This is a genomic window from Caballeronia sp. LZ003 (assembly GCF_031451465.1).
In the GTDB taxonomy this organism is placed as follows: domain Bacteria; phylum Pseudomonadota; class Gammaproteobacteria; order Burkholderiales; family Burkholderiaceae; genus Caballeronia.
Window position 1 is genome coordinate 1 of the sequence record NZ_JARUXJ010000283.1, and the last position, 3,201, is coordinate 3,201.

Here is a 3,201-nt window from a genome sequence, read left to right on the forward strand (position 1 = left end):
ACCGCCTGCCACGACGCAGTGACACGCGAGCAGTTCGGATATCGGGAGCGTAAAGCGTTCGGCGCGGACGGGTTGCCAGCGGACGGCGAGTGGTCGTAATGGATGGCGGGGGGTAGGTCGATTTCTGGCAGCGCGCGGGGCGGACACCGACCGTTCCCCTTCGCGACCATAAACGTGGACAAAAAAAGTAAAAAATGGCTCAACGGGGAAGGAAATCCGCGGCATCGCTGGCAATCGCGCCAACGGTGCCGATCGCGCTCGAGCAGCGTCTCGCACCGCCCGTTCACCTTAGTGACGCGGAGCGCGCAGCGTGGCTGGAGCTCGTCAACGACCAGCCGGCCGGCGCATTCAGCGCGACTCACGCTCCATTGCTGGAGATGTACTGTCGGCACGTCGTCAATGCCCGCACGCTCGCCGATGAGCTGCTCAACTTTGAGCGCGCATGGCTTGCGCGTGACGATGGTCTGAAACGCTATGACCGGCTACTGGCGATGAGCGAACGTGAGAGCCGCGCAGCCTCGTCGCTCGCCACGCGTCTTCGCATCACGCGGCAGGCCGTGGAGCATCCGACGACCGCCGGGCGGGCGATTGCCAATCAGAAGAAGGCGGGCAAGCCGTGGGAGCTGCCTACGTGAGCACCCGTGGTCGGCTCGCGCGCAGCAAGCGCAACATTGAATGGATCGAGGCGCACTGCCGGGTGCCCGAAGGCCGTCTTGTCGGTCAGCCGGTGAAGCTCACCAAGGAACAACGGCGCTGGCTCAAGCGAATCTACGACACGCCTACGCGCACCTTCATCCTGTCGATGGCGCGCAAGAACGCCAAGACCGCGCTCTCCGCGTTTCTCGTGCTGCTGCACCTCGTCGGCCCCGAGGCGCGAGTCAACAGCCAGCTTTACAGTGCGGCTCAATCTCGCGATCAGGCGGCGGTGCTGTTCGAGCTGGCGGCGAAAGTCGTGCGCATGTCGCCGGAGCTCTCGCAGTATGTGACCATTCGCGACACCGCCAAGGAAATGCTATGCGCTGAGCTGGGCACGTTCTTCAAGGCGCTCTCGGCGGATGCGACGACCAAATTTGGTCTGAGCCCCGCGCTCGTCATCCACGATGAGCTGGGCCAGGTCACGGGGCCGCGCTCGCGGCTATATGAGGCGCTTGAAACCGCAACCGGTGGGCAAGAGAGCCCGCTGTCGATCGTGATTAGCACGCAAGCGCCGACCGATGCAGATCTGCTCAGTCTGCTGATCGACGACGCGCTCACAGGCGCCGATCCGCTCAACAAGGTCGAGCTGTACACCACCCCCACGGACATGGACCCGTTCAGCGATCGCGCCATTCGCCTGGCGAACCCGCACTTCGACGTGTTCATGAATCAGGCAGAGGTGCGCCGCATGGCGCGCGAGGCCAAGCGCTTGCCGAGCCGCGAGGCTACCTACCGCAACTTGATCCTCAATCAGCGCGTGGACGCGCGCAATCCGTTCGTGGCGCACGCCATTTGGATGGAGAACGGCGAGCCGCCTGCCAACATTGAAGGCGAGACGGTCTACGGCGGCCTCGATCTCTCCTGCGTGAACGATCTGACCGCGCTCGTGCTGGTGTCCGAAGCGGGTGATGTTCACCCAACCTTCTGGCTGCCGGAGGCAGGTCTTGCTGAGAAGTCGCGCGCCGATCGCGTGCCGTACGATTTATGGGCCCGAGATGGTTACTTGCAAACGACGCCGGGGCGTGCGATCGAGTATGAGTTCATTGCCCAACACCTGCGCACGGTGTTCGACCGTTGCGACGTACGGGCGCTCGCCTTCGACCGTGCGAACATGCGTCATCTGAAGCCATGGCTGGCACGCGCAGGTTTTACCGAGGAGCAGTTAAGCCGCTTTGTTGATTTTGGGCAGGGCTGGGTATCGATGTCGCCTGCCATTCGCGAACTTGAAGCACGCTTGCTTGCGTGCAAGCTGCGTCATGGGAAGCATCCGGTGCTGACGATGTGCGCGGTCAACGCGGTGACAGAAGCAGATGCTGCGGGCAACCGCAAATTCACGAAGCAGAAGGCCACGGGGCGCATTGACGGGATGGTAGCGCTGGCAATGGCCGTGGGCGCAACGCAACTTAATGCGGAGGAAATGGAGAAAGAACCGCAGATGTTCTTTATCTAGGCATTGTAATTGCATTAAATGCGTGCTATACCGCATCGATGCACAATTACTATCGATCAACCCCGGTTTTGACGCAATTCGTTGCGAAGAACACGCCCACACCGTCGAATAAAGCGTTCTCCCGACTTCAGGTCAAGCGCCTCGACGAGGATTCCCGCACCCTTACCGGTATCGCCAGCACGCCCACTCCTGATCGCGTGGGCGATGTTGTCGTGCCGGATGGCATCCAGTTCAAGACGCCGTTTCCGCTGCTGTGGCAGCACGACCCGCGTCGGCCGATCGGCACCGTGACGAAATTGACTGTGACGAAAGCGGGGGTCGAAGTCGAGGCAAGCATCGCCCCCGCGGGGACTGCGGCCTACATCGACGAGGCCTACAGCTTAATCAAGGCGGGGCTCGTGCCGGGACTGTCGATCGGCTTTCGCCCCATCGACGCGGAGTTCGACCGCTCAACCGGGGGCTTTCTCATCAAAGCGTGCGAGCTCTTCGAAATCAGTGCCGTCACCATCCCGGCGAGCGCCGACGCCGCCATTCAATCCATCAAATCGCATGACAGCGCGCGCGCGGCTATGCCCGTCGTGCGCTTGAGCGCATCTCTTCCCAAGGAAACCGATATGACCATCGCAGAACAGCTCAAGGCGCTGAACAAACAGCGCACCGCTCACCTCGCCCGACGCAAGGCGCTCATGGACGACGCAGCGGCCGACAATGCGCGCACGCTCAATGACGACGAGTCGGCCGAATACGACCAGCTCGGGCTTGAACTGAAGTCGCTGGACGCTCACGAGGTGCGGCTAAAGGAGCAGCAAGCCCTTGAAGCGAAGTCGGCCGTGCCGGTCTCGGGCGGCCCCGCCTCGCACGCCCCTATCTTGCTTAAGCCAAATGTGGCCAAGGGCACGGCTTTTACACGCTACGCCATCGCGCTGATGCGCTCCAAGGGTAACGTCATGCAGGCGGTCGAGATCGCCAAGGAGTGGAAGGACTCGACGCCTGAGGTCGAGTTGGTGCTCAAGGCGGCGGTGCAGGCGGGGACCACCACCGATCCGGCGTGGGCC

3 protein-coding genes are annotated in these 3,201 nt (G+C 62.5%); all 3 read left to right on the forward strand.

Going from position 1 to position 3,201, the window contains the following annotated elements:
* Positions 1–194: 194 nt before the first annotated feature.
* Positions 195–635 carry a hypothetical protein gene (locus QCE79_RS39075; protein ID WP_309854538.1) on the forward strand — a complete coding sequence of 147 codons (441 nt, stop codon included), beginning with the start codon at positions 195–197 and terminating at the stop codon, positions 633–635.
* The gene (locus QCE79_RS39080; protein ID WP_309854541.1) at positions 632–2,146 is read left to right on the forward strand and encodes a terminase TerL endonuclease subunit; all 1,515 of its coding nucleotides are present in this window, start codon (positions 632–634) and stop codon (positions 2,144–2,146) included. Before QCE79_RS39075 ends, QCE79_RS39080 begins: the two co-directional genes overlap by 4 nt.
* Before the next feature lie 68 nt (positions 2,147–2,214).
* The coding region (locus tag QCE79_RS39085) for an HK97 family phage prohead protease (protein WP_309854544.1) at positions 2,215–3,201 on the forward strand (987 nt) is incomplete at its 3' end.